Source organism: Neobacillus drentensis NBRC 102427, assembly GCF_001591445.1.
GTDB lineage: Bacteria > Bacillota > Bacilli > Bacillales > Cytobacillaceae > Neobacillus > Neobacillus drentensis.
The window spans coordinates 1-24452 of record NZ_BCUX01000055.1 but is presented as its reverse complement, the minus strand read 5'-3'; the positions used below and the strand labels follow the sequence as shown (position 1 = coordinate 24452).

At 37.5% G+C, this 24452-nt stretch carries 27 protein-coding genes; 23 read left to right on the top strand and 4 right to left on the bottom strand.

The genetic code is table 11. The annotated features are described in order from the left end of the window. The first annotated feature begins 157 nt into the window (after positions 1–157). From BDR01S_RS20440 to BDR01S_RS20360, 18 genes are all read left to right on the top strand, one after another. Positions 158–502, top strand: a complete 345-nt coding sequence (locus BDR01S_RS20440; RefSeq protein WP_066257155.1) for a nucleotide pyrophosphohydrolase — start codon at positions 158–160, stop codon at positions 500–502. 5 nt (positions 503–507) lie between these two features. Beyond that, positions 508–1311, top strand: a complete 804-nt coding sequence (dapB, locus tag BDR01S_RS20435; RefSeq protein ID WP_066257154.1) for a 4-hydroxy-tetrahydrodipicolinate reductase — start codon at positions 508–510, stop codon at positions 1309–1311. A gap of 11 nt (positions 1312–1322) precedes the next feature. After that, positions 1323–1739, top strand: coding sequence for a methylglyoxal synthase (mgsA, locus tag BDR01S_RS20430; RefSeq protein WP_066257152.1), 417 nt, complete (start codon positions 1323–1325; stop codon positions 1737–1739). Continuing rightward, positions 1732–2442: a bacillithiol biosynthesis deacetylase BshB1 gene (bshB1, locus tag BDR01S_RS20425; protein ID WP_066257150.1), complete on the top strand. Its 711-nt coding sequence runs from the start codon at positions 1732–1734 to the stop codon at positions 2440–2442. Before mgsA ends, bshB1 begins: the two co-directional genes overlap by 8 nt. 2 nt (positions 2443–2444) lie before the next feature. Beyond that, on the top strand, positions 2445–3572 hold the full coding sequence (gene bshA, locus BDR01S_RS20420; protein ID WP_066257148.1) for an N-acetyl-alpha-D-glucosaminyl L-malate synthase BshA: 1128 nt from the start codon (positions 2445–2447) through the stop codon (positions 3570–3572). Between the two features lie 10 nt (positions 3573–3582). Next, a complete protein-coding gene (locus BDR01S_RS20415; RefSeq protein ID WP_066257143.1) occupies positions 3583–4782 on the top strand; it encodes a CCA tRNA nucleotidyltransferase in 1200 nt (399 codons plus the stop codon). Continuing rightward, positions 4767–5744 carry a biotin--[acetyl-CoA-carboxylase] ligase gene (locus BDR01S_RS20410; protein WP_066257141.1) on the top strand — a complete coding sequence of 326 codons (978 nt, stop codon included), beginning with the start codon at positions 4767–4769 and terminating at the stop codon, positions 5742–5744. Before BDR01S_RS20415 ends, BDR01S_RS20410 begins: the two co-directional genes overlap by 16 nt. Before the next feature lie 239 nt (positions 5745–5983). Further along, entirely contained in the window at positions 5984–6820 is an 837-nt protein-coding gene (gene panB, locus BDR01S_RS20405; RefSeq protein ID WP_066257138.1) for a 3-methyl-2-oxobutanoate hydroxymethyltransferase, read from the top strand. Beyond that, entirely contained in the window at positions 6817–7668 is an 852-nt protein-coding gene (gene panC, locus BDR01S_RS20400) for a pantoate--beta-alanine ligase (protein ID WP_066257133.1), read from the top strand. Before panB ends, panC begins: the two co-directional genes overlap by 4 nt. Before the next feature lie 25 nt (positions 7669–7693). Beyond that, positions 7694–8077, top strand: coding sequence for an aspartate 1-decarboxylase (gene panD, locus BDR01S_RS20395; protein WP_066257130.1), 384 nt, complete (start codon positions 7694–7696; stop codon positions 8075–8077). A gap of 165 nt (positions 8078–8242) precedes the next feature. Beyond that, positions 8243–11044, top strand: coding sequence for an ATP-dependent DNA helicase DinG (gene dinG, locus BDR01S_RS20390; protein ID WP_066257127.1), 2802 nt, complete (start codon positions 8243–8245; stop codon positions 11042–11044). Positions 11045–11134: 90 nt separating this feature from the next. After that, a complete protein-coding gene (locus tag BDR01S_RS20385) occupies positions 11135–11983 on the top strand; it encodes a ComEC/Rec2 family competence protein (RefSeq protein WP_066257121.1) in 849 nt (282 codons plus the stop codon). 117 nt (positions 11984–12100) lie between these two features. Then, complete coding sequence (locus BDR01S_RS25025) at positions 12101–12271, top strand: YpmA family protein (protein WP_066257118.1); 171 nt, start codon at positions 12101–12103, stop codon at positions 12269–12271. 15 nt (positions 12272–12286) lie between these two features. After that, the gene (locus tag BDR01S_RS20380; protein ID WP_066257112.1) at positions 12287–12760 is read left to right on the top strand and encodes a cell wall elongation regulator TseB-like domain-containing protein; all 474 of its coding nucleotides are present in this window, start codon (positions 12287–12289) and stop codon (positions 12758–12760) included. A gap of 32 nt (positions 12761–12792) precedes the next feature. Beyond that, positions 12793–13989, top strand: a complete 1197-nt coding sequence (locus BDR01S_RS20375) for a pyridoxal phosphate-dependent aminotransferase (RefSeq protein WP_157406223.1) — start codon at positions 12793–12795, stop codon at positions 13987–13989. A 118-nt stretch (positions 13990–14107) separates the two neighbouring features. Further along, entirely contained in the window at positions 14108–14809 is a 702-nt protein-coding gene (locus tag BDR01S_RS20370) for a DnaD domain-containing protein (RefSeq protein WP_066257107.1), read from the top strand. A 60-nt stretch (positions 14810–14869) separates the two neighbouring features. After that, positions 14870–15532 carry an endonuclease III gene (gene nth / locus BDR01S_RS20365; protein WP_066257105.1) on the top strand — a complete coding sequence of 221 codons (663 nt, stop codon included), beginning with the start codon at positions 14870–14872 and terminating at the stop codon, positions 15530–15532. Continuing rightward, entirely contained in the window at positions 15525–15881 is a 357-nt protein-coding gene (locus BDR01S_RS20360) for a YpoC family protein (RefSeq protein WP_066257103.1), read from the top strand. Before nth ends, BDR01S_RS20360 begins: the two co-directional genes overlap by 8 nt. A gap of 46 nt (positions 15882–15927) precedes the next feature. Here the strand turns inward: BDR01S_RS20360 and BDR01S_RS20355 are convergent, their stop codons facing one another. Beyond that, entirely contained in the window at positions 15928–18525 is a 2598-nt protein-coding gene (locus BDR01S_RS20355) for a transglycosylase domain-containing protein (RefSeq protein WP_066257101.1), read from the bottom strand. Between the two features lie 29 nt (positions 18526–18554). Further along, a complete protein-coding gene (gene recU / locus BDR01S_RS20350; RefSeq protein WP_066257099.1) occupies positions 18555–19163 on the bottom strand; it encodes a Holliday junction resolvase RecU in 609 nt (202 codons plus the stop codon). A gap of 195 nt (positions 19164–19358) precedes the next feature. Here recU and BDR01S_RS20345 point away from each other — a divergent pair, with 195 nt between their 5' ends. From BDR01S_RS20345 to BDR01S_RS20335, 3 genes are all read left to right on the top strand, one after another. Further along, complete coding sequence (locus tag BDR01S_RS20345; protein WP_335582591.1) at positions 19359–20342, top strand: DUF2515 family protein; 984 nt, start codon at positions 19359–19361, stop codon at positions 20340–20342. 348 nt (positions 20343–20690) lie between these two features. Further along, positions 20691–20966 (top strand): hypothetical protein, encoded by a 276-nt coding sequence (locus tag BDR01S_RS20340; protein WP_066257093.1) that lies wholly within the window; start codon positions 20691–20693, stop codon positions 20964–20966. 84 nt (positions 20967–21050) lie between these two features. Then, positions 21051–21407: a DUF1798 family protein gene (locus BDR01S_RS20335; protein WP_066257091.1), complete on the top strand. Its 357-nt coding sequence runs from the start codon at positions 21051–21053 to the stop codon at positions 21405–21407. 33 nt (positions 21408–21440) lie between these two features. On the opposite strand, the gene yppF is transcribed toward BDR01S_RS20335, so the two are convergent. Further along, positions 21441–21650, bottom strand: coding sequence for a YppF family protein (gene yppF / locus BDR01S_RS20330; protein ID WP_066257088.1), 210 nt, complete (start codon positions 21648–21650; stop codon positions 21441–21443). Positions 21651–21839: 189 nt separating this feature from the next. Between yppF and BDR01S_RS20325 the strand changes: the two genes are divergently transcribed. Next, on the top strand, positions 21840–22403 hold the full coding sequence (locus BDR01S_RS20325) for a YppG family protein (RefSeq protein ID WP_066257085.1): 564 nt from the start codon (positions 21840–21842) through the stop codon (positions 22401–22403). A gap of 55 nt (positions 22404–22458) precedes the next feature. Here BDR01S_RS20325 and BDR01S_RS20320 read toward each other — a convergent pair whose 3' ends face one another. Next, the gene (locus tag BDR01S_RS20320; RefSeq protein ID WP_066257083.1) at positions 22459–22941 is read right to left on the bottom strand and encodes an Hsp20/alpha crystallin family protein; all 483 of its coding nucleotides are present in this window, start codon (positions 22939–22941) and stop codon (positions 22459–22461) included. A 189-nt stretch (positions 22942–23130) separates the two neighbouring features. Between BDR01S_RS20320 and hcp the strand changes: the two genes are divergently transcribed. Next, positions 23131–24429 (top strand): hydroxylamine reductase, encoded by a 1299-nt coding sequence (hcp, locus tag BDR01S_RS20315; RefSeq protein WP_066257079.1) that lies wholly within the window; start codon positions 23131–23133, stop codon positions 24427–24429. Positions 24430–24452: the final 23 nt, after the last annotated feature.

The following is a 24452-nucleotide window of genomic DNA, read 5'->3' as shown; positions in this document are numbered from 1 at the left end:
GTTTTTATTATATCGAATTAAAAATGCTAGAGCAATCAGTAGTTAAAAAGAGCAGGTTATTAGTGAAAATATTTGTAAATCATCGTTAATTTAGCTAACATAAACATTGGATAAAGATATGAATATAATTATCAGTCTGATTAATGAGGTGAAATCCATGTCCAAAGAAAAGACGATGAAAGACCTTCAACATGAAGTGGATTTGTACATTAGTCAATTTAAAGAGGGGTATTTCAGTCCGCTGTCAATGCTAGCAAGACTTACAGAGGAACTAGGGGAATTTGCTCGAGAAATAAACCATTATTATGGCGAGAAACCCAAAAAAACAAGTGAAACTGAAAAGGCCATTGAGGAAGAACTTGGTGATCTCTTATTTGTTTTAATTTGTTTTGCAAACTCTTTAAATATCAGCTTAGAAGATGCACATGATTATGTAATGGAAAAATTTAAGACTAGGGATAAAAATCGTTGGACAAGAATTAATGATGAAAAAATGGAGTGAGGATTGTGGAACAAATTAAAATTATCATCGCTGGTCCCCGTGGCCGAATGGGTAGTGAAGCAGTAAAATTGGTAACCAATCAGGATCATTTTGAACTTTCAGCTGTAGTCGATCATAAATATGATGGAATGATGCTTAGCGATTTGGAAGGCTTTCATTCAATACATAATGTACCTGTTTATTCAAATATCGAAACATGTCTGCAAAATGTTCATGCGGATGTACTAATTGACCTTACTACACCAGAAGTAGGCATGCACCATGCAAAGACTGCACTTGCCTACAATGTGCGTCCTGTGGTTGGAACCACTGGTTTTACAACAACTGATTTAGAAGAATTAGAACGGATTTGTCAGGAAAAACAACTAGGATGTATTATTGCACCTAATTTTGCTATTGGTGCGGTGTTAATGATGAAATTTTCACAAATGGCTGCGAAATATTTTAATGATATTGAAATTATTGAATTGCATCACGACCAGAAACTAGATGCTCCTTCTGGGACAGCTGTAAAAACAGCTGAAATGATTTCAGCTGTTCGAGAGGAAAAAAGCCAAGGCCACCCAAATGAAAAAGAAACTATCCAAGGGGCGCGAGGGGCAACTTTCAACGGCATGCATATTCACTCGGTTCGCTTACCCGGACTAGTCGCACATCAACAAGTGTTATTTGGTTCTGATGGTCAAACACTAACAATCAGGCATGATTCATATCATCGTGGCTCTTTTATGTCGGGTGTAAAAGTGGCAGTAGAGTCTGTGATGACACAAAATACGTTTGTTTATGGACTTGAAAATATTTTAGAATAGGGAGTAATTATATGAATATCGCTCTAATAGCTCATGATCAAAAGAAGAATGATTTGGTTCAGTTTGCGACTGCATATCAAAATATCTTTGCAAAGCATACATTATTCGCAACAGGAACAACCGGACAGAGAATTAGTGAAGCAACTGGTCTCAGTATTACTCGTTTTCAATCTGGACCACTTGGCGGTGACCAGCAAATCGGTGCATTGGTTGCCCAAAATCAAATGGACGCTGTTTTCTTCTTCCGTGACCCATTAACCTCACAGCCGCATGAACCTGATGTAACAGCATTGGTTAGATTATGTGATGTGTATTCCATTCCACTTGCCACAAATATGGGAACGGCAGAATTATTAATTAGAGGCTTAGAGCTTGGACTTATTGAGTGGAGAAATATCGTTAAAGAGAATGGTGGAATGAATGAATAATCAGCGCCTTCATGCCCTTGCATTCGGTGCCCATCCAGACGATGTCGAGATTGGCATGGGGGGAACGATTGCAAGGTTGACATCAGAAGGGAAGCTAGTCGGTATCTGTGACCTAACAGATGCCGAACTTTCTTCCAATGGAAATACTACCTTAAGAAAAGAGGAGGCCTCACATGCTGCAGCAATACTTAAGGTATCGATGAGAACATCACTGTCTTTACCTGATAGGGGATTATATCTTAAAGACCAATACATAAGAGAGATTGTTAAGGTTATTAGAACATACAAGCCTCGGATTGTGTTTGCGCCTTATTTTGAAGACCGCCACCCGGACCATGGGAATTGTGCTGTTTTAGTGGAGGAGGCAGTATTTTCTTCTGCGATAAGAAAATATGTCACAGAAGGAAATGATCCTGCCCACCGGGTTGAAAGAGTTTATTTTTATATGATTAATGGCTTTCATAAACCAGATTTTATCATTGATACCACTGAATATATGGATAAAAAACTCCAAGCATTAAGGGCGTACAAGAGTCAATTTGAGCAAACGGAAGTCAGCATTAGCACCCCGCTTGTAAATGGGTATATTGAAACCGTTGAATCAAGGGAAAGAATGTTTGGCAAGCAAGTTGGTGTTACATTTGCTGAAGGGTTCAAAACGAAAGTTCCAATCCTTTTGGATCGTGATTTGATAGGAGAATAAACATGAGGAAACTTAAAATTGGAATTACTTGCTATCCGACAGTTGGTGGTTCAGGTGTGGTTGCGACGGAATTAGGGAAAATGCTGGCTGAAAAGGGACATGAAATACATTTCATCTCTTCAAGTATCCCTTTTCGATTAAATAAAATGTATCATAATATCTATTATCATCAGGTTGAAGTAAATCAATATTCAGTATTTCAGTATCCACCTTACGATATTGCTTTAGCAAGTAAAATGGCGGAAGTAGCGAATCGTGAAAAGTTAGATTTGCTTCATGTCCATTATGCGATTCCTCACGCGGTATGTGCAATATTAGCAAAGCAAATGTGCAATCGGGATATAAAAATCGTCACGACCTTACATGGTACAGACATAACCGTTTTAGGGTATGATCCATCTTTGACAGATGCAATTAAATTTGGGATTGAAAAATCAGATGCTGTTACAGGTGTATCCAAAGCACTAGTGGACCAGACTTATGAATTGATCAATCCTGATAAACAAATCGAAACAGTTTATAACTTTATTGATGACCGCATTTATCAAAAAAGTGATGCACAGGCTTTAAAGGCAGAATTTGAAATCAGAGAAGATGAAAAAGTAATAATTCACGTTTCTAATTTCCGTCCGGTAAAACGGGTCCAAGATGTAGTTAAATCCTTTGCAAAGATTGCATCTGTCATGCCGGCTAAATTACTGTTGGTTGGTGATGGTCCAGAAATGACTATCGTCTGTAAACTTGTAAGAAAGTTGGGGTTAGATAGTCAGGTCATTTTCCTTGGGAAACAAGAGAGTCTAGAGGAATTGTACTCTATCAGTGATTTAATGCTTCTATTATCGGAAAAAGAAAGCTTTGGTCTTGTTGCGTTAGAGGCGATGGCATGTGGAGTTCCATGTGTCGGTACGAATGTTGGCGGTCTGCCAGAGGTTATTAATCACGGAGTGAATGGATTTATTTGTGAAGTTGGAAATATCGAGGATATTTCCAGTAAAGCCCTTGCTGTTTTAAATAATAAGAATATTCATCAACAATTTTCCAATCATTCGATAGTGACAGCAAAAACAAAATTTAATGCTGACCAAATCGTGGAACAATATGAACAAATATATTTTAATTTACTGAATTAAGGTGAAGTAAATGATAGACCCATTTGTAGCTGCAAGTCCGGTATTAAAAGAGCTGGAGGATGCAGGTTTTGAAGCCTACTTTGTTGGCGGCTCTGTTAGAGATTTTCTGTTAAATAGAGAGATTAATGACGTTGATATTGCAACAAGTGCCACACCTAATGAGGTGAAACGGATTTTTCCAAAAACAGTCGATATTGGAATTGAACATGGTACTGTTCTGGTCCTTGTTAACAATGGAGAGTATGAAATTACCACGTTTAGAACTGAATCAGAATATCAAGATTATCGAAGACCTAAAGAGGTTTCCTTTATCCGCAACTTAAAAGAAGACCTACAACGCAGAGATTTTACGATGAATGCCATCGCAATGGACAGAAACAGAAAATTAATTGACCCATTTAATGGATTTAACGCGATTAAAGAAAGAATCATTCAAACCGTGGGAAGTCCGAATGACCGATTCCAAGAAGATGCCTTAAGAATGATGAGAGCAGTTAGGTTTGTAAGTCAACTCTCATTTCAAATCGAAGACGAAACAATTCAAGCACTAACAAGGCTTGCTCATTTGCTTGATAACATTGCAGTGGAGAGAAAAAGAGCGGAGTTTGAGAAACTTCTAATTGGAAAAAATAAGAATAATGCGTTAAAGCTTCTTCTTGATGCAAACATTCATTCTTTTTTACCCGACTTGAAGGAGCAGAGGCAGCAATTAGAGAAATTAATTCGCTTTAATAGTACGAATCTTAATAAAAATGAAATGTGGTCACTATTAATTTATTGTCTAAATTTACAGCAAAAAGAGATTGAGTTATTTCTAAAAGAATGGCGGCTTGCACTGAAGGACATCCGAGAAATTCAGCTAGTTGTCCATTTTCTTTCCAAGAGGCTTGAACAAGATTGGTCCATATATGACCTATACAGTGCTGGTCGTGATCATATTCTTTCAACAGAAAAGCTTTACCAAGTTATTAATGGAAACAACGAAGCAGAATCAATTGAATATTGGCTAAAGTTGTATGAAAACCTGCCGATAAAAGAACGTTCCGAAATGAATGTGACTGGAAATGATGTTATGACCTGGTTCAATAAAAGTGGTGGACCATGGCTTAAGGAGACGCTTTTAACCATTGAAGAAAATATCTTAGCCGGAAAACTAGAGAACGACATAGAAAAAATCAAGGAGTGGCTAATTAAGTGCAATCAGAAATAAGAAAAGAATTACTTGATGCCTTTACAACTGCGGGGGACGCCTTTTTGTCAGGTCAGCATCTAGCAGAAATCATTGGCTGCTCAAGGACGGCAGTCTGGAAGCATATAGAGGAATTGAGAAAGGAAGGCTTTGAATTAGAAGCAGTTAGAAACAAGGGTTACCGGATTCTAAAAACTCCTGAAAAAGTTACAGCTGATGAGGTAAGGCTTGGCTTAACAACTAACTTTATAGGGAGAAATATTCATTATGTAGAAAGTGTGGAGTCTACCCAAAAGATTGCCCATCACTATGCTTCAGAAAATGCCCCTGAAGGCACAGTCATCATTGCCGAAGAGCAAATGTCAGGCAGGGGTAGAATGGCCCGTAAATGGCATTCACCTAAATATACCGGTATTTGGATGAGTATGATTTTACGTCCGAACATACCCCTAAGCAATGCCCCACAATTGACCTTGCTCGCAGCAGTTGCAATTGTGCAGGCGATTGAAGAAATGACAGATCTTATCCCGGAAATAAAATGGCCCAATGATATTCTTATTAACGGAAAGAAAGTAACGGGAATATTAACGGAATTACAAGCCGAAGCGGACCGAATTCATTCAATTATTATCGGAATTGGTATAAATGTGAATCAGAAGAAAGAAGATTTCCCGCTTGAACTTCAAGAGATAGCCACTTCCCTTTTTATAGAGGAAGGAGAAACTCTTTCTAGAGCAGAGTTGATTAGGACTATTTTCAAAGAGTTTGAAAAATTATATACGCTGTATCTAGACCAAGGTTTTCTTCCGATAAAAATATTATGGGAGGGATACGCCGGCAGTATCGGCAAATACATAAAAGCTAGAACACTGAACAATACGATTGAAGGAAAAGCACTAGGAATAACCAATGATGGAGTGCTGCAGTTAGAGGATAGGACTGGAACAATTCACCATATCTATTCTGCGGATATTGAAATTTAAAAGCTTGAACTTTTCGTGAAATTTGTTATAATTCATTCCAATGGGCAGTATCCACTGAGAACTGCACCTTTATGAAACTACAATTAAAAAGGTTTCTGCCTAGATCCGTAATGCGGACCGGGACAGAGGGATGAAGCATGTTAAAGAGTAACCGGGATCCTCTGCCTTCAGAAGGATCTTTTTTATTTGCTCTTCGATATCTTTTTATCCCCTCTCCCATATTAAAGGAGGGAAAGTTGATGAAGCAAACAACAGATTTCTTGAAAATGAAGGAGAATAATGAAAAAATCGTCATGTTAACCGCGTATGATTACCCGTCAGCTAAACAGGCTGAAGAGGGGGGAGTTGACGTTATATTGGTGGGAGACTCACTTGGGATGGTAGTCCTAGGCTATGATTCAACGATACCCGTAACGCTTGATGACATGATCCATCATACAAAAGCTGTAAAACGCGGAGCAAAAGATACATTTATTCTCGTAGATATGCCGTTTCTAACTTATCATTTGTCCATTCGAGATACCTTATTAAACGCTGCAAGACTCATTCAAGAAACAGGAGCACATGCGGTTAAACTAGAAGGGGCAGATGATGTTATTGAAAAAATTACCGCGCTTACTAGAGCCGGAATTCCTGTTTGTTCCCATTTGGGATTAACCCCTCAATCAGTGGGTGTTTTGGGTGGGTATAAAGTACAAGGGAAAGATGTCCAGGCTGCAAGGAAATTGATCGAAGATGCTAAGAAATGTGAAGAAGCCGGTGCATTTGCAATCGTTCTGGAATGTGTCCCAAAACAACTAGCAGAGGAAGTAGCACAAACCATTTCCATTCCAGTTATCGGGATTGGGGCAGGGGTTGCGGTCGATGGGCAAGTTCTCGTCTATCATGATATTCTAGGCTATGGCGTTAATCGAGTACCAAAGTTCGTTAAACAATACCATGCTGTCAACCCATTTATGATTGAATCAATTCAAGCCTATGCAGCTGACGTTAAAAATGAACGGTTTCCTGAAGATAAACATTCATTCACAATGAAGGAACAGGAGCTGAAAGGGCTTTATGGAGGTACGAAATGAAGGTTATCACAACCATTAAGGAAATGCAGACGATAATGAATAACCTGAAGTTACAAGAAAAATCGATTGGTTTTGTACCAACGATGGGATTTCTGCATGAAGGACATCTAACATTATTAAATAAAGCAAGAAAAGATAATGATATCGTTGTCCTAAGTATTTTCGTGAACCCATTACAGTTTGGGCCAAAAGAGGATTATGCGGAATATCCACGTGATTTTGAACGTGATCGTGCCTTAGCTGAAAGTGAAAGGGTCGATTTTCTTTTTCATCCATCGGTTGGAGAAATGTATCCAAACGAATCTTCAGTCAAAGTTACCGTCCAGGATCGAACAGATGTTTTATGCGGGAAATCCCGCCCTGGCCATTTTGATGGTGTAGCAACAGTCATTACCAAGCTCTTTAATATCATCAAACCAACAAGAGCTTATTTCGGAAAAAAAGATGCCCAACAGGTGGCGGTACTTGAAGGGTTAGTATCAGATTTTAATATTCCTGTAGAACTTATTCCAGTAGATATCGTTCGTGAAAACGACGGACTTGCTAAGAGTTCTCGGAATGTTAATCTTCTGCCTATGGAAAGACAAGAAGCACCTGTATTGTATCGCAGCCTTCAAGCAGCAGAGGCAGCAATTAAGCAAGGTGAACGAAATCCTGCCAATTTAATTGGTATGATTAGTAAGATGATTACCAATGAATCAACGGGTACAATTGATTATGTTCAAATTTACTCCTATCCACAATTAAAGCCATTGGAAACATTAGAGGGTACAATTATTATTGCACTAGCTGTAAAATTTACGAAGGTACGATTAATAGATAATTATATTACGAATATAGGTAGATAAAAAAAGAGGTCGGAGGAGGAATAAAATGTTTCGCAACATGATGAATGGAAAAATCCATCGTGCAACAGTTACTGAGGCTAATCTAAACTATGTAGGCAGTATCACTATTGATGAAGACTTATTAGATGCAGTTGGAATGATTGCAAATGAAAAAGTGCAAATTGTTAACAATAATAATGGTGCGCGGCTAGAGACTTACATTATTCCTGGCGAAAGAGGCAGTGGTGTTATTTGTTTAAATGGTGCAGCTGCCCGATTGGTTCAAAAAGGTGATATCGTCATTATCATTTCTTATGCGCTAGTTGCTGAAGAAAAGGCAGCAACACATACACCTAAAGTAGCGATAATGGATGAAGACAATCGTATAAAAGAACTGATCAATAAAGAACCGGCACTCACAATTATGTAATCCCCATTTCCGGGGATTTTTCTTTTTTAACGGAAGTTCTATATAATATACATAAAAATAAGCGTAAACTTATTAGTAGAGTCGGAAGCTCTTATCGTATATACTTTTTCTTTTAAAGATAATGTGATACCGTTTTAATGAACGAAGGTTTGGGGTGTTAATGAAATGATAAATAAATTCGTCGTAATTGATTTGGAGACAACGGGAAACCTTCCAAAAAAGGGTGATAAAATCATCCAATTTGCTGCTGTAGTCATTGAAGATGGAAAAATCACAGAAAAATTTTCGTCATTAATCAATCCAAATAAATCCATTCCTATATTTATTGAAGAATTGACCGGTTTAAATGATGACATGGTGAAAGATGCGCCGCTATTTTCGGAAATAGCAGAAAAAGTCATGACTTTGCTGGATGGAGCTTATTTTGTTGCACATAATGTTTTATTTGACTTGTCATTTCTTCAAGATGAATTAATCCAATCGGGTCAGGAAGGGTTCTTTGGCCCTGTCCTTGATACGGTTGAAATGGCTAGAATACTTTATCCGACAGCTGATGGGTATAAATTATCCGATTTAGCAGAGAAGGAAAATCTAAATCATGATCGCCCGCACCAAGCGGATAGTGATGCACAGGTGACCGCTGAACTTTTTTTGATTCTTTTAGATCGTTTGACCTCATTACCAATAGTAACGCTAAAGCAGCTTTCTCATCTATCAGGTGGTCTTAAAAGTGACCTGCAACAATTCATTGATGACTTATTGGTAAACAAAGAGAAAAAACTTGAACAATTATCGGAGTCCATCGAGATTTTTAAAGGAATTGCCATAAAAAGGCCAGCTGAACAGACAGCAACAACTAATTCGGGTAAAGAATATCAATTTCCGGCAAGTGAAGTTGAAAAAACCAGGTTGGTTAACCATGCATTTGAAGCCTTTGAAATGAGGTCAGGCCAATATACGATGATGGATACGGTGTATCAATCCTTTCAAACGGAAAAGCATACATTGATTGAAGCAGGAACAGGTGTCGGAAAATCACTTGGATACCTGCTACCGATTGCCTATTTTTCAAGACAAAAGGGACTTCCTATTGTCGTAAGTACGCATACCATCCAGTTACAAGAACAAATTCTAAAAAATGAAATCCCGATATTGGCTAAAATTCTTCCTTTTAAGCTGAACACTGTTCTCTTAAAGGGAAGGAACCATTATATTAGTTTAGAAAAGTTCAGTCGAACGCTGTCAGATGATAATGATAATTACGATACAGGGTTAACCAAAATGCAAATTCTTGTTTGGCTGATTGAAACTGAGACAGGTGATCGGGATGAGTTGAACCTATCCAGTGGCGGTCAATTATTCTGGAATAAGATTAAGAACGAACCTGCTTTATTTTTGCAGAATCAAGCATGGCAGGAAAAAGATTTTTATTTGAATGCCAAAAGAAAAGCACAATCCGCCGATATAATTATTACCAATCATTCTTTGCTTTTAAGTGATATTAAAGGCGAAGGGACAATTTTGCCCGATTATTCTTTTACGATTATTGACGAGGGGCATCAATTTGAAAAAGTGGCAAGTCAGTTTTTTGGCCATACATTAGATTATTTGGCTACCAGGCTCTTATTAAATCAATTTGGTGTTTATGAACAAAAACTGCTCTTTTATGACTTGGAGCGCCTTATCGCTTCAATACCTAAGAAAACGGAGATGGTAACACCAGTCACTAAGTTAAATCAACTAAATGTTGACCTTGCTTTTGAAACAGATGAATTTTTTCAATTGATTGCTCTATTTGCGAAAGCTAAGCTTACTAATAAAAAAGGAATCAACCGTGCCAAAGTTCGCTTTTCTCTTCAAGATGAGGCAAAAGAAAAAAAGGCACTAGTCCATAGTGCTGAAAGGTTCGCCTTTTTACTAAAAGATTTTCATTCAGTCATTATTGAACGACTCGACTGGATTAAAAGAGAAAGTGATACGTTAACCCGTTCCCAAGAAAATAAAATGGAAGAGATTCAATCTTTTTTAAATGAACTGACGGAATTAAGAAACACAGTTATTTATTCCTTTATTAAGCATACGAGTGATGTAAAATGGATTGAAATAGATATTCGTTCACCGCAGAATGTAACTACCTTTATAGCTCAGCCAGCGTCTGTGGCCGACCAATTAAGGGAGCAATTTTTTGAACTCAAAAAAGCGGTAGTCCTTACGTCTGCTACTTTAACCGTGAATAAATCATTTGACTATATTATGAAGGAAATTGGACTTGATCCTGTTTCAACGATACAACTGACCATTCCTTCGCCATTTCAATATAATCAGCAGGTCCAACTGTTAATCCCTGAAGACATTCCGGAAATAAACACAGTTTCGTTAGAGGATTATGTTATTTCTATAACTGAACATATCATCACCATAGCGGAGGCAACCAAAGGAAGAATGCTTCTCCTCTTTACTGCCCATGACATGTTAAAGAAAACCTATGAACTAATTAAAGAAAGTGGTTTTTTGCATGACTATGCCATGATTGCTCAAGGGATAACCAGTGGGAGTCGAACAAGACTAACCCGGAATTTCCAAAGGTATGAGAAGGCTTTATTGCTAGGGACAAGTAGCTTCTGGGAAGGGGTAGATATCCCTGGTGAGGATTTATCTTGCCTAGTTATTGTTAGGCTTCCATTTAGTCCGCCAGATGAACCGTTGACAGAGGCAAAGTGTCAATTAATCGAAAAACGCGGGGGGAATGCCTTTTCAGAATACTCACTCCCAGAAGCGGTACTTAGATTTAAACAAGGATTTGGACGCCTCATTCGAACAGAAAATGACCGCGGGATTATTGTTGTCTTTGACAAAAGGATTGTAACGACCAAGTATGGCAAGGCCTTTTTGAAATCCATTCCTAATGTTCCTATAAAAAAAGGTAGAATGGATGATTTAGTTGAGATTATTGACTCCTGGTTATGATTCATGGTCATCAATTAATGGGAGCGGCTGATTATTATACAGGATAATATTTGGTAAATTGCACATCCTATATATTATTGGAGGTGTGTCATGAGAACCTTACTATTATTATTGTCCATATTCATCCTATCCTCTATGTTGGTAGAGGCAGCAAGAACAACTTCAAATATAGAAAACATTGACTTAAATATTAGGGATCATGAATTAGCTGTTACATTTTTAGGACTTACTAAAGGCGAAGCCACCCTTATTCAAGGTCCAAGTGGTGAGAATATCTTGGTAAATGCCGGGGGTAAGGAAACAGATGCAGAATTAGAAGGCTGGCTAAACCTTTATGATGTAAAGGAAATATCAAAGCTAATTCTAACTAAAAACGAGCAGGAGCTTTCTGATAAGCAAATCAATAGGTTAATAACAAAGTTTAGCATTAAAGAAATTATTACAACTCGGGGGTTATCTGCCCAAATATCTAAAAAACTAAACTTAACCAATAAACCCACAGTTATCTCCTGGGAGCAGGGCACAAAAGAAAAGATTCTTCCTGAAGTGACTGCAGTGGTTCAATTTATAGGAAATGAACCCAATGAAGGTATGGATTTTACATTGGATTTTTTTAATCACCGAATTTTCCTGATGACTTCCTTCACGCAGCGTGCAGAGGAAACTCTTTTGAAGAAGAATTTGGAAAACATAAATGTATTTAAGATTCCTAATTATGCGGCGGAGGACTCTTTATCAGAGAAGCTAATCCAGTATTTAAATCCGCAAATTTCGATTCTCTTTCCACCTGAAGCAGAGCAGCCTGACCCAGATATACTCATTGACCTCCATGAAACTTGGTCTGAAATCTATTCAACAAAAAAACATGGTACCGTAACGATTAAATTCACAGATTCAAACTATGAAGTCATAACAATCCCAATCGAAGAAGAGGAATAAGGAAAAATTAGAAAAATTAATAAAATCACAGGCCCTCTTTTTACTTCTACCTGTTATAATAATGGATAAGATTTATCAAAAATTATAGAGGAATAGGTAGATATTGGAGGAAAAAGAATGGAAAGTAAAATTGAAGTTTTATCAACTGTAAAAATCCAGCACAGTCCGGATTTGTATAAAATTGTTGATTCCCTTAATCGGACACTGAAGCAAAAAGATCTTATGTTCGGACTTGCTCTGGATCAAGAAAATAAAAATACAGCGATTTTTACCATTTATCGTACATAAAGAAGTGATTGTTTAATGAAAAAGTGGATTATATTTAGCGTTTTATTTGTATTAGTGGTTGTTGGTTTATTAACTAATGTATATTTCAAATCTGTGGATCCTGTTAACGCTGCAGAGAAAAAAGCTGTCGCACTAGCCAACAAGGAAATATCTTTGAAGGAAATTGAGGATTTTCATATTTATAATGGCATAGAAACGGTTAATGTCATTGAGGGGAAAAGTATGAAGGGTGAAAAAATCATCGTTTGGATTCCAGAAAAAAGTAAGCAAGTTTTCGTAAAGAAAGCGAAGGATGGCCTTTCAAAAGAGGAAGCAATTCAAAAACTTTTACAAGAAAAAAGTCCTAAAAAGATTATTTCAGTACGACTTGGCATGGAAAAAAATATCCCCTTGTGGGAAATTTATTATCGTTCTGACAATAATTTAATAAATTATTACTATGTTCACTTTGACACAGGTGAATGGCTAAAGAAAATTGAAAACCTATAGAAGTGATGGAAATTGGAGGAATTGGTATGGTAGTGGAACTAGCAAACCGTGTGAAGGCACTTACACCTTCGACAACATTAGCAATTACTGCAAAAGCAAAGGAATTAAAGGAACAAGGGGAAGATGTGATCGGCTTAGGCGCTGGTGAACCTGACTTTAATACCCCGCAGCATATTTTAGATGCCGCGTTACAATCAATGAATGAGGGGCATACGAAGTATACACCTTCAGCGGGCTTACCTGCATTAAAAAAAGCTATTATTAAGAAATTTGAAACGGATCAAGAGTTAACCTATAAACTAAATGAGATCATTGTCGGAAATGGAGCTAAGCACGTCCTTTATACATTATTTCAGGTTCTATTAAATGATGGTGATGAAGTCATCATTCCTACGCCTTATTGGGTTAGCTACCCAGAACAAGTCAAATTAGCAGGTGGTATACCTGTTTATATCGAAGGATTAGAGCAGAATCAATTCAAAGTCACCCCGGATCAATTAAAAAGGGCAATCACAAAAAATACGAAAGCCGTCATCATTAATTCACCAAGTAATCCAACAGGTGTGTTATATACGGCAGATGAACTTTTTGCCATCGGAAAAGTTTGTCTTGAGGAGAATATCCTCATTGTTTCAGATGAAATATACGAAAAGCTTGTTTATGGAGAAAATAAACATATTTCGATTGCACAACTTTCTCCTGAACTTAAAGAGCAAACCATTGTGATCAATGGTGTTTCTAAATCACATTCGATGACAGGTTGGAGAATTGGGTATGCGGCTGGAAATAAAGTAATCATTGAGGCGATGACAAACCTCGCTAGCCATAGTACTTCTAATCCGACTACTACTGCCCAGTATGCAGCAATTGCTGCTTACAATGGCTCACAACAGCCTGTAGAAGATATGCGCCAGGCGTTTGAAGAAAGATTATCGATTATTTTTGATAAACTAGTAGCGATTCCCGGTATCACATGTGTGAAACCGCAAGGAGCCTTCTACCTTTATCCAAATGTAAAGAAAGCGGCTGAATTGACAGGATATCAAAATGTGGATGCTTTTGTTGAAGCTTTACTAGTAGATGCCAAAGTTGCTGTTATTCCTGGTTCAGGCTTTGGAACACCTGACAATATTCGACTTTCCTATGCAACTTCTCTAGAATTATTGGAAAAAGCAGTAGAGAGAATCCACCAATTTGTAACATCCAAATCAAGCATAGTCAATAATTAAAGCAAAAAAAAAAGTCTGCCAATAACTGCAGACTTTTTGCTTTTAGTTACCAAAGATGGATGCCTAAAACTCTTACTCCGATTATTTGTTCGTGGTATACTAAACAGGAGGTGTCCGAATGATGAAAACAAACCTATTAGCATGGATTCAAGAAGGGAATATTACAATCCCAACAATATTATTTTCTGAATACCGCAATCTAAATTTAAATGAATATGAACTTGTTCTTTTATTAAATATACTGACCTTTTTAGAAAAGGGGCATGAATTCCCTACTCCAGATGAGTTATCGGCACGAATGACAATTTCGATTTCGGAATGTAATGATATGCTTAGAAGGTTGATTCAAAGAGGGTTTATCGAAATCACCGATGAATATACGAACGAAGGCATTCGTTATGAAAAGTATTCTGTCATTCCTTTATGGGAAAGACTTGTAGAACATTTCCTTAAAAATAATAAAAGTACCAAAGAAACTGATAAACAAGAGGATGAAACTGACCTATATACTTGTTTCGAGAAGGAATTTGGTCGTCCGTTATCGCCATTTGAATGTGAGTCTCTGGCAATGTGGATGGATGATGATCATCACGATCCTATCATTATTAAAGCTGCTTTACGTGAAGCCGTAATGTCTGGGAAATTAAATTTCCGTTATATAGATAGAATTCTATTTGATTGGAAGAAGAGCGGGATAAAAACGATTGAGCAGGCGAAAACACACGGACTTAAATTCCGACAAAAGCAAACACCTAAAGGGAATGTGAAGGGTGAGACACACCAACCGACAGTTCCCTTTTACAATTGGTTAGAACAATAGTTTTAATAAACGAGAGTGTTATCTCTCGTTTTATTCATTTAATCGTAGTAGGTGAGAATTATGTTAAATAATACCCAAATCCGTTATTGCCTTGATCAGATGGGTATGATGTTTCCAGAGGCCCACTGTGAATTAAATCATTCAAATCCATTTGAACTAATCATTGCTGTGGCCTTATCTGCACAATGTACCGATGTGCTCGTAAATAAAGTAACCAAAACGTTATTTAAAAAATACAAAACACCTGAGGATTATCTAGAGGTGACGCTTGAAGAATTACAAAACGATATCCGTTCGATTGGCCTTTACCGAAATAAAGCTAAAAACATTCAAAGTCTTTGTCGGATGATCCTAGAAGAGTATAATGGGGAAATTCCAATGGATCGCGATGAATTAACCAAACTGGCTGGTGTGGGCAGAAAAACAGCAAATGTCGTTATGTCTGTTGCTTTTAATGTACCTGCAATAGCAGTAGATACACATGTTGAAAGAGTAAGTAAGCGTTTAGGGATATGTCGATGGAAGGATTCCGTACTTGAAGTAGAAAAAACCTTAATGAGGAAGATTCCAAAAGACGAGTGGTCAGTCACACATCATCGCTTGATTTTCTTTGGACGTTATCATTGTAAAGCTCAAAATCCACAATGTCCAAGCTGCCCACTCTTAGAGATATGTAGAGAGGGCAAAAAGCGGATGAAAGGTCAGGTTACCTCAAATGGATAAACAGGCAGACCAGATATCCAACCTTCTTAAGGAATGGGAAAATAGTAGAGACCAACTCGAAATATTATTCCGTGAACGTAAATATAAAAACGCAAAAGAGTTAATGGAAAAGGGTATTACATTGTTTATTCAGTTTTTGTCTTGGTCCAATGAATTGCCGGTAAGACAGAATGAACCTTTAACTTTTACCCAATATGAGTTTAAACCTGTAAATGTGGAAGAAAGGTTAGGTTTTGTCATCTCTAGACCTAATCTCTATCATTCCTATCGCCAACTATCTGAGTTAATGATTGAACAAGAAAAGCTGTTTATGAAAAGAACTGTATTAAAAAAAGCGTCGAAACCATAATGGTTCGACGCTTTTTTATAAAGATATCGCACTTTCTCTTATCTTACTATGGCCCGGGGGTTTCTGGAACTACTCCTGCACCTGTCCGATTGTCGATGGGAGTCTCTGGAGTTGTAGTACCGTCTCCAGTACCTTGATCGCTGCCAGTATTACCGCCATTGCCGTTTCCATTTCCATTGTTCCCATTGCCTTTGCCATTGCCGTTTCCATTGTTGCCTTCCCCGTTTCCATTGTTACCATTCCCGTTACCAGGAGTAGTCTCATTTCCAGGGGGAGTAGTGCCAGGGTTTTCTTCCTGGATTGGCAGTGGTATATCAATCGATGTTGTTGTGGGGGCACTTGTCCGACTGCCACTGATTGCAACAATAGTGAAAGTATACTTAGAACCAGGTACTGCAGGGATTGTTAATGATGTTTCAGATTGAGTAAATTGCTTTTGACCAGAAGTGCTATCCACCGTAATTGAGAAAGTAGCATTTGTTTTGTAATCCCATGTTAAGGTAATATTTTGATTTACTTTATCATAGTTGGCTTTCAGCCTTTTCGGTGTATTCAGCTTATCATACCTTTTTGAAACTCTATTCGGTGCATGACCTTTCACAGCATACTCGGTAACAATTTGACTTCCCGGAGTGTATTGACTAGCTAATACCGGCGGCATCGAGCCCCTTTCAATCCGGACTCTTTGAACACTGTTTGGCATCTTAAAGTCAGGTGTATCGATATCCTTCGATACATATGCCATTATGTTTTTAAATAATAATTGGGCTAAACGTTGATTATCTCCTACCGCGTTAATAGGGGTACTTCGGTTTTTATAACCGGTCCAAATAGATGCGGTGTATTTGGTGGTATATCCGGTGAACCATGCATCAGGAACCGATCTGCTGCTTGGTATACCCCATTTTTGAATTTCTTCATCTGTATAATTTGTTGTTCCTGTCTTTCCGGCCATTGGAAGTCCGGGAACTTTCGCCCTTGTGCCTGTACCGGGATATTCGAGGACACTCGTCATCATATCTGTAATCATAAAAGCAGTAGAGTCCTTCATTACTACTTTCGGTTCTGGTGCAGTGCTAATAAAGGTACCATCCCGCAGCTTTATTTTCCTAACCGCATGTGGTTTTGTGTAAATACCATTATTCCCAAAAGCACTATAGGCACCTGCCATTTCAAGCGGGGAAACACCCGTTTTAAACCCGCCAATAGCGTAAGATTCATAAATTTCTTTCAAAGGAATACCCAAATCCACAGCAAAGTCTTTTGCTTTATCTAGACCAACTTGCTGAAGAGCTTGAACGGCTGGTGAGTTTCGTGATAGTTGCAAAGCTGTTCTAATTGTCATAGCTCCCTTGTAGCTTTGGTCCCAGTTACCAAATTTCTTCCCGGATGAATAGGTGATGGGTTTATCTTCAATCATTTCATAGGTTCCCCAATTTAAATATTCAATTGCAGGGGCATAATCAAGAACAGGTTTAATCGTTGATCCTGGTTGACGCTGTGTATCGATAGCATAATTAAACCCACGTTTAACTTTTTGGTTTCTTCCGCCTCCGATTGCACGGATTTCTCCTGTTTGTGTATCAAGGAGAGCAACCCCGGCTTGAAATTCATCATCCGGATAATCAATTATGTCTGTTTTATTGAGAATGTCCTCTACGTAGGTTTGTGCATCTGGATCTAATGTTGTATGGATCGTTAATCCATCAGTAAAAACATCAAAATCAGTTGTTTCTTTCACTTCATCTATAACAGCATCTACAAATGAATCAAAAGGTTTTTCATTTACAATCCGTTGTTTTTCATTCAAAACAGTCGATTTAACCGATACCTTTTTCGCTTTTTCCATCTCTTGCTTCGAAATAAAACCATGCTGCTCCATTAACGTTAAGACAATGTTTCGTCTCTTTTCAGCTAAATCGGGATGATCGAAAGGATTATAATTATTTGGACTTTGCGGCATCCCGGCAATTTGGGCCGCTTCTGATAAAGTTAAATCTTTTAATTCTTTACCATAATAAATTTTTGCAGCGGTAGCAATCCCATGACTATTTTCAGAAACATACACCTTATTGGCATACATTTCGAAAATCTGGTGCTTTGTATATTGCTGTTCAAGTTGATAGGAAAGCCATGCTTCTTCGACTTTTCGCTTTAACGTTTTTTCAGGAGTTAAAAATGAATTTTTTACTACCTGTTGTGTGATGGTACTGGCACCTTCTGAACCAAATCCATGTTGGATGTTGGCTAGCACAGCACCTCCTAATCGAATCGGGTCAATTCCATGATGCTTATAAAAACGATAATCTTCTGTAGCTAAAATCGCATTTTCAACAACCTGCGGTATATCCTTATAATTTACATATTCCCGATTAACAGCACCTACTTCAGTAATTAACTTGTCATCTTTATCTAAAATCTTCGATGGGATCGGATCTTTTAATAATTTCGGGTCAAGCACGGGAGCATCCTTTACTAAGTAGGCGAAAGTACCCACTCCGGCAAGAATTCCAATTATACCAAGGGCCACTAAGGCAAGAAAAATTTTCTTAACTAATCCACCGGATTTCTTCTTGGATTTTGGTTGACCTTTGGATTGGAGTTTCTTACGGCGCTCCTCTCTTGATTGGTACTGATCTGACATTGTAATATTCCTTCCTTTCGATCCTGCACTCAATAATGAAGCTTATCTATTATTTTAATATAGTCAATTCGCGGTTGAAAACCAAGTGGAATCTGATGTCCTTGTTGTTCCACTTCCTCCTTGGTAATTGATTTTCTTCCTCCATTAGTCATCCTTTCCCAAAATGTTAACAGGTGTTTTGCTTCAAGTAAAAAAACCTGCTCATATCTCGTAAAACGAAGGATGACAAAACAAATACCTCCTTGATTCAACACTTCTTCCATATGCAGTATCTGGTGTTGATGGAAATTCTTTAATGGAAATGAGGTAGGGTTCTGTGTTTCTTTTGCCTCAAAATCAATATACTTTCCTTTATAGACTCCGTTATAATCCGTGGTGGAGGCCAGTTTAAAATACGCCTCTTTGATTACTGCAGCACTACGGTTTGGATAATCAACCTGGACGATTTGAACGGGCGTTGGTTTCTTATGAATAACCGCTATATTTCTCACACGGTAATATTCATTTGTTTCATTTAAATCTTCCTCAAGTGTCATCCCTCTATTACTATAAGAACCATTTTTTTTCTTTTTCAATTTATTTTCTGAATCAGGTTCTCTTGGTATGTACCTTTTTCCGTTTGGATAGTTAAAATTCATTCCTTACACCTCTCAAGCTCTTCCTTATCATATCAAAACTTTGTAAGAAAGGGGTGTATAAAATACATTTGCATACACACTCTAAGAACAATTGTACTTGGAATGCCTAATTTTAACATGATGCATTTTTCATAATTGAATGCAAACTCTTTAATAGCATTAATAATCTATTAAAAAACTTAAGGGAAGATGAATATGAATATGAATCATCTTACAATACAGGAACGAACAATAATTCGTCAAATTGCAACTGAAACGAATAAAAAAAATGTTGATAACATCTCGAGGACAGAAGCCTATTTTTCTTTTTTTAAAAAAAATCCAGATATCATTTGGTCTTTCCTAGCAAATATGGTGTCTAGAAATGGCGGATGGAATATGTGTGACCTCCAAGGGTCAATCTTCCCACAATTACTCTCAGACATGACGAGAAAGCAGCTTTTTCTTACCTATGAGCGGGCAAATTGGCTGATTTTCCATGATGTCTTTCCACAGTTATTGGTCTATCAATATTCGACGAAATTAAATCGACAAATGTTTCATTTACTTCCTCATTTTCATGTTTCAACTTTTATCCAAAAAGAATGGGTTCGATATTGGAAAGAAAATGATAAGGATAGACTAACCACTTCTTTAATTATAAATGAACAAAACGTTATTCAAACTCCCATCATTGATCACCCTGTTTATAAGAAAAAAGTGTTCCAATCAAAGATTTTTTCTTTTCAAGATTGGCTTCATTTCAGTTGTGTGCTATTTCCGACCTGTGGAGGCGAAGTATATGGTGCCAGCGCAAACGGTTTCAAGTCACTCTCAAAAAGAATTAACTTAGGTAAAAGACTTGCTAACATCCTTTTTCATCCACGACTCTTTCCTTATTTTTATGAATTTGCTGAAAAAACACCGCATACAGGCTCAAGAAATGATTATGAACAATATTTTAAGACAAAAACAGGACAGAAAACACCGATTTTACGAGCAAGTTTTCCCGTAATAGAGCATAACCAACATGCTTATGAGGATTGGAGTAAGCATCGCAGAGTGTCCCCTGTCTGGCTGTATTTACCCGCAAAACATCGTCAGCCTATTCACCTTACTGATTGGTACTTTGCTAAATCAAACCAGCTTCAATTAATGCTGGCAATGCAAAGAACCTTACAGCTAAAAAAGTGGAAATAAAAAAGCAAGGAAATATTACCCTTGCTTTTCGTTAGGTTTTTATTCGGCAGGTCGGTTTTCACCGACAAGCTTTTTATCACCATAGCCTGTCTTTTTTTCCACATCAGATTGAACTGTTTGCTGCTTTTTGTTTTGTTTATTATTTTTTGTCATTAAAAAACACCTCCAATCATAGCTTGTGCGCATTTTTATTTTTTCATTCAGGCTTTATTGATGTCGAAAACATAAGGGAAAAATGCCATTTTACCACTACCTTTGACGAATAGCTTCTAGTTTTGTCATGGTGGAAGGAAGCCAGTAAAAGAAAGAGAATTATACTTAATAGAAAACGCTGGGAGGGGTCAATAGATGAATAAGCCATTGTCCGATAAGGAAACGTTGATTTCGATGCTGACTGAAATATATGTTCAGTTAGAGGATTTGGAAGTGGTGCTTGAAGCATCCTTCTCAGACCTGCGCAAAAATTTAAACAAGGATGAGCAGGCTAAGTTAATTGTATCTAAGCAAAAACTAAAGGGACTAGAAAAGAGTATCGATCTAGTTAACTCCATTTCTAATTTTGAAGTCGTCGGCTCCAATTCAAATCATCTGTCCAGAGCCTTACAGCTTGAAATGGGCTTTTAATTACCGTTAAAATAGCAGTAACGATTAAAGTAGCATGATGGTTTCATGCTGCTTTTTATTTTTTTGAGAAAGGGTTTTAAAAAGATGTCTGATGAAATCGTCCAATTAACAGAAAAGCTTTTAGCTTATAATGGCTTATTCATGAAGTTCTATCAAGAGGGAAGGGAGACGGGGGTCAAGCCTGACTTTCATGAAGTGATTAAACCTTTTGCTAATGAAGTAAAGGAAATCACTGAACAATGGAATCGGGCCATGAAGAAATGGCTTTCAGAAACGAATCATAAACATCTTCATCTGAAGCAAATCGAAACGACATCTGAACACATTGACCAGTTATCCGTCCAATCCTTTTTCCCGGAAACTAGCAAAACAAGATTTTTAAATACGAATCGCACGGTAGAATATTTCCTCTTAGAAATTTTAAAAGAGGTAGAAAAATAGAAAAGAGATGCATTTGCATCTCTTTAATGTTTATTAAGAATGTTCGATGAGGGAGTTTTCATTTTCCATATCTGGAATTACCGCGCCTTGTTTTTCAAGTTCACGGACAAGAAGACGATATTCTTTAATATTAATATCGTTATGAATATACGCTTTCTTAGCAAAATCCATTAATGCATTAACATCATCAGTAGTATATTCCCTGCTTTGAATAAATTTGCCTTTTAATTCGCGAATGTCCATCTCTATTTTCTCCTCCTTCATCCTTTTTTCTATCGTATCATGAAAAGAAAGGATTTCTAGTTTTTAAAATATTTAAACTTTAGACAAAATTCTTGTCTTTTTGACATTGGGTATCTTACCAATGGAATCACCTTTCCTTCATTCACTACATAAAGTGTAGTAGATAAATTGCGGAGGAGATGTTTGCCCATGTTTGGAAAGAAAAGACCGACGAATTACTTCAATAATGGATATCCGGGGCAAATGATGCACCAAGGTCCAGTTGGTCAGTACAGGAATCAGCAGCCTTTTAATAGTAATCAACCAGTCCATTACCAAGGTACACCTCAAAACTATGATTGGACCGCTTACCAACAACCAAATCAACAAATTCCTTATTATCCGCCGTTGTACCAGTCATATGGTCAAAACTATCAACCTGGCTATGTTTCACAAAATACGCAATACACTGGCCAGCCATTTTCGCAAAAGGATTCGCAATTCTTATTCCAGAATCCATTGCAGCCTCAAGATGAAATCGTTCAAAAACCACAATATATGCCAATGAATGGTTATCCGGTGATGAACCCTTATCCTAAGCAAAGTGCAATCCCTAAACAGCCAGGCGGAGTCCAAACATTTATGAATTCCTTCAAGTCCCAAGATGGGTCGGTGGATATCAATAAAATGGTGAATACAGCAGGCCAAATGATGAATGCCGTTAGTCAAGTTTCATCACTTGTAAAGGGCTTTGGTGGAATATTTAAAGTGTAATAAAAAAAGACGGCTTATTTATGAGCCGTCTTTTCATATGATGATGAAATGGAATTTAGTCTTCGATTTCAATCATGTTCCCCTTTTCCTGAGGAATTCGAATTTTTAATACACCATCTCGATAGGAAGCTTTTACCTTCTTTTCATTAATTGTATGAGGCAGTGAAATGGTTCTGGATGATTTTTGTTGTAAATACTTTCTTCGGTAGATCTGATTTTGCTCATCTTCAGCTGTTTCAAGTTCTCTATTTTCCACGGAAATTGTAAGATAATTACCCGAAATATTTAAATGGATTTGCTCCCTTTTAACTCCAGGCAGTTCAGCAGAGATGATATATTCGTTATCTGCCTCTATTGTGTCAACGTGGAAGTTTGCCCCCGGTGGAAAGGGATTTTTAAAAAAATCATCGATAGACTGCAGAAAGCCTTTAATTGGTCTTTCATTGAAAAAGTCGTTCATTATTCTCATTATTTCTCCAAAGGATTCTGATTTTGGCTTTTTAGAGTCATTCTTATCACTCGGTACCATAGATGACATTAGGTTCCCCTCACTTTCCAATATTTCACTCGCTAGTATATGCTAAAAAATTGGGTAGGTGCCGCCATCGTATTGTGATAATTTTTGAACGATTTATTACAATTTCTCTAAATGTGATGTAAATCACATTAAATGTTTAGTCCTATTAGTATAGTAAAGCAGAAATGAAATCGAAAGTGAGGAACTAAAATGTTCTGTTATCAATGTGAACAAACCCCATCTGGCGGATGTAATGTAGTTGGTGTATGTGGTAAAGATGAAACCATTGCTAGTTTACAAGACACGATTATTTTTGCATTAAAAGGAATTGCGGCCTATCGAACCCATGCTAATCAATTAGGGTTTACAGATCCTTTTGTCGATGCAACTACACATGAAGCTTTATACATGACATTAACGAATTCCAATTTTAATGTTCAGGAACATATTGATATGGCAATGAAAGTAGGTCAATCAGCGGTCCGGGTCATGGAAATTCTTGACGAAGCTCATACCAAGCGTTTAGGTATCCCAGAGCCAATCCGTGTCAGCCAAAACAAAATCGAAGGTAAATGTATTGTTGTTACAGGACACAATTTATTTGCGTTAGAAGAATTATTAAAGCAAACAGAAGGTAAAGGTATCAACATCTATACCCACTCTGAAATGCTTCCTGCACACGGTTATCCAGTGCTGAAGAAATATCCTCATTTAAAAGGGAACATTGGAAAAGCTTGGTACGACCAACGGCGTTTGTTTGAAGCATTCCCTGGAGCCATTCTTGCAACAACCAACTGTGTGATGCCGATCAAAGGATCTTACGCTGATAGAATGTTTACATATGAAGTAGCAGGACTTGAAAATGTTGAGAAAATTACCAATGATGATTTTACTCCACTGATTGAAAGAGCATTAGAGCTTCCTGAAGCAGCAATTGAATCTGAAGAAACGTTACTTACAGGGTTCCATCATGAAACGGTTCTAGGCTTAGCTCCTGAAGTAATTGATGCTGTCAAAGCTGGTAAAATCAAACGCTTCTTCGTGATCGCCGGCTGTGATGCACCTGGTCCTGGCGGGAATTATTATCGTGAACTGGCTACATCATTGCCGCCAGAGACGGTTATCTTAACGACTTCATGTGGGAAATTCCGCTTTAATGATGTAGACTATGGTGTTGTGCCAGGAACGGATATTCCAAGGTATATTGATTTGGGTCAATGCAATAATTCAGGTTCGACTGTTAAAATTGCGCTAGCTCTGGCAGATGCATTTGGCTGCGAAGTAAATGAACTTCCTGTCAGCATAGTTTTATCTTGGTTTGAACAAAAAGCAGTTGCCATTTTGCTTGGACTGTTTAGCTTAGGAATCCAGGATATCCGCATCGGTCCAAAGCCGCCAGAATTTATTTCTGAAGGAGTATTACAGGTCCTTCAAGACACCTTTAATCTGAAATTGATTGGTACAGCTAAAGAAGACATGGAAGACATGCTACAGCTTTCAGTAAAATAAAACAAAAAGCCGCAGCATCAATG